The organism is Stenotrophomonas sp. HMWF003 (genome assembly GCF_003061285.1).
In the GTDB taxonomy this organism is placed as follows: domain Bacteria; phylum Pseudomonadota; class Gammaproteobacteria; order Xanthomonadales; family Xanthomonadaceae; genus Stenotrophomonas; species Stenotrophomonas maltophilia_AP.
This window is the reverse complement of sequence record NZ_QAIW01000004.1, coordinates 2,692-8,632: the sequence shown is the minus strand read 5'-3', so window position 1 is coordinate 8,632 and position 5,941 is coordinate 2,692. Positions and strand designations below refer to the sequence as shown.

Annotated in this window: 6 protein-coding genes; 4 read left to right on the top strand and 2 right to left on the bottom strand. The window is 68.9% G+C overall.

Annotated features, from left to right (window positions below; translation table 11 throughout):
* Window positions 1-588: LysR family transcriptional regulator (locus tag DBR34_RS21955; RefSeq protein ID WP_258223586.1), on the bottom strand; the 588-nt coding region annotated here is incomplete at its 3' end.
* Between the two features lie 120 nt (window positions 589-708).
* Here DBR34_RS21955 and DBR34_RS00205 point away from each other — a divergent pair.
* The 4 genes from DBR34_RS00205 to DBR34_RS00190 all read left to right on the top strand — a co-directional run bounded on the left by DBR34_RS00205 (window position 709) and on the right by DBR34_RS00190 (window position 4,567).
* Window positions 709-1,704: an aldo/keto reductase gene (locus DBR34_RS00205; protein WP_128095220.1), complete on the top strand. Its 996-nt coding sequence runs from the start codon at window positions 709-711 to the stop codon at window positions 1,702-1,704.
* Window positions 1,705-1,861: 157 nt separating this feature from the next.
* A complete protein-coding gene (locus DBR34_RS00200; protein ID WP_128095219.1) occupies window positions 1,862-2,536 on the top strand; it encodes a suppressor of fused domain protein in 675 nt (224 codons plus the stop codon).
* A gap of 63 nt (window positions 2,537-2,599) precedes the next feature.
* On the top strand, window positions 2,600-3,007 hold the full coding sequence (locus tag DBR34_RS00195; protein WP_128095218.1) for a hypothetical protein: 408 nt from the start codon (window positions 2,600-2,602) through the stop codon (window positions 3,005-3,007).
* Between the two features lie 144 nt (window positions 3,008-3,151).
* Window positions 3,152-4,567: an amino acid permease gene (locus DBR34_RS00190; RefSeq protein WP_128095217.1), complete on the top strand. Its 1,416-nt coding sequence runs from the start codon at window positions 3,152-3,154 to the stop codon at window positions 4,565-4,567.
* A gap of 64 nt (window positions 4,568-4,631) precedes the next feature.
* Here the strand turns inward: DBR34_RS00190 and DBR34_RS00185 are convergent, their stop codons facing one another.
* Window positions 4,632-5,882, bottom strand: a complete 1,251-nt coding sequence (locus DBR34_RS00185) for a dipeptidase (RefSeq protein WP_128095216.1) — start codon at window positions 5,880-5,882, stop codon at window positions 4,632-4,634.
* Window positions 5,883-5,941: the final 59 nt, after the last annotated feature.

The window sequence follows — 5,941 nt, the reverse complement described above, 5'->3', positions numbered from 1 at the left end:
GTGCACGATGCAGCCGTGGTCGACCAGCGCGGCCGGCGTCTGCGGTACGCCGTGGCGGGCGAAGTAGTCGGGCGTGGCCACCACCACCTGCCGCTCCAGCGGGCCGATCGGCACGGCGATCATGTCGCGCGCCAGGGACTCGCCCAGCCGGATGCCGGCGTCGAAGCCACCGGCGACCAGGTCGGCCAGCCCCGGCTCCACGAACAGCTCCACCTCCACCTGGGGATAACGCGCCAGGAAGCTGGGCAGGTGCGGCAGCACCAGCAGTTCGGCGGCCACGCGCGGCACGTTGATGCGCAGTTTGCCGGCCGGTACCGCACGCACGCTATCCAGGTCCACGAAGGCGGCCTCGATCTGGGCCAGGCCTTCGCCCACGCGCGCCAGGAAGCGCGCGCCGTGTTCGGTCAGGGCCACCCGGCGCGTGGTCCGGTGCAGCAGGCGCACCCCGAGGCTGGCCTCCAGCGCGCGCACGGTCTGGGACAGCGCCGACGGCGAGACGCCCAGGTCATCGGCGGCGCGGGTGAAGCTGGCACGCTCGGCCACCCGGGCAAAGGCAACCACGGCAGACAGCGGGGGCTGGGACGACATTGTGAAGCCTGCCTTCAAGGTCGATGTGGCGAACACCAGTTTATCCACATGGTGCGGCGGAGGATGCTGTGGGCACCGGCGCTCGACCGCGCCGCCCCTTCCCCGCTTCCGGAGCCTTCCATGCAGACCCGTACCCTTGGCCGCCACGGCCCCACTGTTTCCGCGCTCGGCCTGGGCTGCATGGGCATGAGCGCCTTCTACGGCGGTCGCGGCAGCGATGCCGAAGCTACTGCGGTCATCCACCGCGCGCTGGCGCTGGGCGTCCCCCTGCTCGATACCGCCGACATGTACGGCCCGCATACCAATGAAGTGCTGGTCGGCAAGGCCATCGCCGACCGCCGCGACCAGGTGTTCCTGGCCACCAAGTTCGGCATCCGGCAGGAGCCCAGCGACAGCGCTGCGCGCAGTGTGGACGGCCGCCCGGAGTACGTGATCGCCGCGTGCGAGGCCAGCCTGCAGCGGCTCGGCGTGGACCACATCGACCTGTACTACCAGCACCGCGTGGATACCCGCGTGCCGATCGAAGACACCGTGGGCGCGATGGCGCGGCTGGTCGAGCAGGGCAAGGTCCGTTTCCTGGGCCTGTCCGAAGCGTCGGCGGCCACCCTCCGGCGCGCGCACGCGGTGCACCCGATCACCGCGGTGCAGACCGAGTTCTCGCTGTGGTCGCGCGACCCGCAGTCCAACGGCGTGCTCGACACCGTGCGCGAGCTGGGCATCGGCTTCGTGCCCTACTCGCCGCTGGGCCGCGGCTTCCTGACCGGCGCCATCCGCAGCCCGGACGATTTCGACGCCGATGACTACCGCCGCCAGTCACCGCGCTTCCAGGGCGACAACTTCGCCCGCAACCTGGCCCTGGTCGATGCGGTCACCGCGATGGCCCAGGCCAAGGGCATCACGCCCGGGCAACTGGCGCTGGCCTGGGTGCTGGCGCAGGGCGAGGACCTGGTGCCGATCCCCGGCACCAAGCGCCTCGCCTTCCTGGAAGAAAACCTGGGCGCGCTGCAGGTGCAGCTGAGCCCGGACGAGCTGGCCCGCATCGACGCGATCTTCCCGGCCGATGCCGCGGCGGGGCAACGCTACGCCGACGCGGCGATGGCCACGCTGGACCGCTGAGGGAGCGGTCACGACCAACGGGCGTGACCGACCGGGTTCCGTCCCCCCGATCGGTAGGAACACGCCGGGTGCGGTTTCCCACCGGTAGGTACCGACCGTTGGTGGGTACGAACTTGCGATGGTCCACAATGGTGGGCCATCGCCTGTGAGTAAACGGATGTCCCACCCCGATGACCTGCTGGCCCGTGCCTGGGCAGAGCGCGAAGAAGTCCTGTACCCCCGCCTGCTGGGCGCCCTGGGCCCCGGCCTGTATCCCCTGGACGCGGCGGTGTTTTCCACCGTGTTCGGCCAGGACAGCGTGGACCCGCGCTGGCTCACCATCGGCGTGTTCGAGTGCCCGCCCACGCCGGACCGGCCCGGGTGGGCCTATGTGAGCTCCGGCCTGTCCAACCCCTGGGATGACACCGAGGCCGACCCGGACAGCGTGTCCGGCCTGGGCATGGAGTTCCTGCTGCAGACCACCGAACGCGCGCCGTGGGCATTGGCCCTGGTGCAGCGGTTCTGCGCCTACCAGCTGCTGCTGGCCGCCGGCCGCATGGGCGACCACGCGCCGCTGGACCTGTGGGACCGCATGCGCATCGGCACCCCGATCGACAACGCCGACAGCCAGCTGCAGGCGCTGGTGTTCGTCGCCGCCGAGCACCTGGGCGACATCCAGACCCTGGCCAGCGGCCAGTTCCGCTTCCTGCAGATGCTGCCGCTGACGCTGGAAGAACATGCCTTCGGCCAGCAGCACGACTTCGAGACGGTGGTTGAACAGCTGCAGGCCCAGAACGCCGCACCGGTGGTGGATACCCGCCGCGGCAGCATTCCGCTGCAGCCGCCGGCCTGATCCAACGGTGGCCCCGCGCGGGGCCGCCGCCTGTGCCACACGCCTGACCCCCAAGGACCGCCGATGCGCTGGTTTGCCCTGCTTCCCCTGCTGGCGCTGTTCGCCCCGGCCGCAGCCCAGGCCGACGAGATCCGCTGCCTGACCGGCGGCTCCCGGGCACAGATCCACCTGTCCTGGAAACTGCCGGCCGAGGGGCAACGCACCAGCTACGTGCGATATGCCGGCAAGACCGCCTGGCTGCGCCTGACCCTGCTGAGCGAGGACAGCACCGAAATGGCCGAGGGCCGCCCCTGGCAGTTCGATACGGTCTGGGCGGAGCACCTGGACGGCAAGGTGATCGGCCGCTATGCGATCTCCACCCAGGGCGCACGCATCTATGGGTTCGACTACACCAACGCCCGCACCGGACAGCAGACGGCCTTCAGCGAGGACATCGGCGCCGTGACCGATACCGGCTGCCGCTGGGACTGACACCGGCGCATTTGTGCTGTTTTCGTCATCCACTGGCACTCAGGATTTACTTACGCCCTCCTGTGACGCCCGGCAGTAGTAATGCTGCACCGCATTGGGTAAAACTCGCTGACTAGTCAGTAGCCGTCATTACCGCGAGGTCCCATGTCATCGTTGCTCCGGCGCAAGTCCCTAGACCAAGTCACCGTCCATGAAGCCGGCAGGCGACTGGTCCCGACCCTGAGCTGGCCGCACCTGATCGCACTGGGCATCGGCGCCATCGTCGGCACCGGCATCTACACCCTGATCGGCGTGGGCGCCAACCTGGCCGGCCCGGCGGTGCTGATCTCCTTCGCCATCGCCGGTGCGGTCTGTGCCTGCGCGGCGCTGTCCTATGCCGAACTGGCCACCATGATGCCGGCCGCGGGCAGCGCCTACACCTACAGCTACGCCGCGCTGGGCGAAATGATCGCCTGGGTGGTGGGCTGGAGCCTGATCCTGGAGTACTCCCTGGTGGTGAGTACGGTGGCGGTCGGGTGGTCCGGCTATGCCGTGGGCTTCCTGCATGGCTGGGGCATCGACCTGCCGCTGGCGCTCACCGCCGGCCCGCACGTGGCCGGTGGCTTCATCAACCTGCCGGCGGTGCTGATCACCTTCGTGGTGGCCGGCATGCTGATGGCGGGCACCAAGGAAAGCGCCACGCTCAACGCCATCCTGGTGGTGGTCAAGATCATCGCGCTGACCCTGTTCGTGGCCATCGCGCTGCCGCACTTCGATACCGCGCACATGGACCCGTTCATGCCGTTCGGCTTCGCCAAGTCGGTAGGCGTCGGCGGTGTCGAGCAGGGCGTGATGGCCGCTGCGGCGATCATCTTCTTCGCCTTCTATGGCTTCGATGCGATCTCCACCGCGGCCGAGGAAACCAAGAAGCCCGACCGTGACCTGGCCATCGGCATCATCGGGTCGATGGTGGGCTGCACCATCATCTACGTGCTGGTGGCGCTGGCCGCCGTGGGCGCGATGAGCTACACCATCTTCGGCCAGAGCGCCGAGCCGCTGGCGCTGATCCTGCGCGAGCTGGGCAGCCCGGGCGCGGCCAAGTGGATCGGGGCGGCAGCGGTGATCGCCCTGCCGACCGTGCTGCTGGCCTTCCTGTACGGCCAGAGCCGCATCTTCTTCGTCATGTCGCGCGATGGCCTGCTGCCGCGCGGACTGTCCAAGGTCAGCGCGCGTACCGGCACGCCCATTGCCACTACGTTGTTCACCGCGGTGCTGGTTGCCGCGCTGGCCGGCGTGGCCCGCCTGGATGAAATCGCCGCGCTGGCCAATGCCGGTACGCTGGCCGCGTTCACCGCAGTGGGTCTGTGCCTGGTCGTGCTGCGCGTGCGCGAGCCGGGCCGCGTGCGCAAGTTCCGCACCCCGCTGGCCTTCATCGTCGGCCCGCTGGCGGTGATCGGCTGCCTGTACCTGTTCTTCAGCCTGCCCAGCAAGACCCAGCTGTATTTCCTGGCGTGGAACGTGGTGGGCCTGATCGCCTACTTCGCCTATGGGCGGCGGAACGCGGTGATCGACAAGGCCTGATCCGGGCAGGTGGCGTCGGTGATATACCGGGGCGCTACGCCAAGCGCGGCGCCCGCAATCCCCGTCACTTCTTCGGCGTCGCCACCTTGTCGGCATGCGCCTGCGCCTGGGCCATCACGCGCAGCAGGTTGCCGCCCCAGATGCCGGCGATCTGCTTCTCGCTGTAGCCCTTGCGCAGCAGCCAGGCGGTGATCTTCGGCAGCTGGCTTACGTCCTGCAGGTCGGTCAAACCGCCGCCGCCGTCCCAGTCCAGGCCGATCCCGGCATGCTCGGGGCCGACCACCTTCAGGATGTGCTCGAAGTGGGCGAAGAAGTCGTCCAGCGTGGCCTTGCGCAGCGGGTAGCGCGCGTCCAGCGCGTCCAGCCCCTGCTTCAGCGCCACGCCCTGGGCGATGGTCAGCCCGTCGTAGTCGCCGCCGAGCTGCTTCATCAGCGCGTCCTCGGCCTGCGCGCGCGCCTCGGTCTTGCCGGTGTCGATCAGGTAGCCGCCATAGGCGTTGACCTGGATCACCCCGCCGGCCTTGGCCAGCTGTTTCAGGCGTGCGTCGTCGAGGTTGCGCGGGTGGTTGTAGATCGCCTTGGCCGAACTGTGCGACAGCACGAACGGCACCGGCATGCGCTCGAGCAGGTCGTCGAACACCGCGTCGGACGCATGCGACTGGTCGATCACGATGCCCAGCCGCACCGCTTCGTCCACCAACGCCTTGCCGGCCGGGCTGAGGCCCTTCCATTCGGCACCCTTCTTGTCGGTGGCCGAATCGGCGAACTCGTTGTTGGCGAAGTGCACCGTGCTCAGCAGGCGCAGGCCCGCCCGGTGGTAGAAGCTCAGCAGTGAGGGATCGTCCACCAGCGGGCTGGCGTTCTCCATGCTGATGTAGACCACGCGCTTGCCGGCCGCCTTGATCCTGGCCGCATCGGCGGCGGTGAGCGCCAACTGGAAGGTGTCCGGGTGCGCGGCGAGCATCTCGCGGATGTCCATCAGCCGCAGCAGCCCCGCGTCGCGTTCGTGCACATGCGCCGCTTCGCTGCGGTCGCCCTGGTCGGTGTAGATCGCCCAGAAGCCGCCGTCGAGCGCGCCTTCCACCATGCGCGGGTAATCCACCTGCGAGAGCGCGTTGCGGTCGTGGCGCTGCTGGATGTCGAAACCGGCGCGGTGGAAGTTGGCCGGCGTGTCCAGATGGCTGTCGAGGGTGAGCAGCGTCTTCTGCAGGGCCGAGGCCCGCGCCAGCTCCTGCGGGGTGAACTCGATGGCGTGGGCGGCCAGCGGCGTGCACAACGCCAGCGATACCAGCAATGACAGACTGCGCAACGTCATGACGCCTCACCTAGGATGGGAAGCGTCAGACCATAGCGCTGAGAGGACAACAAACGGTA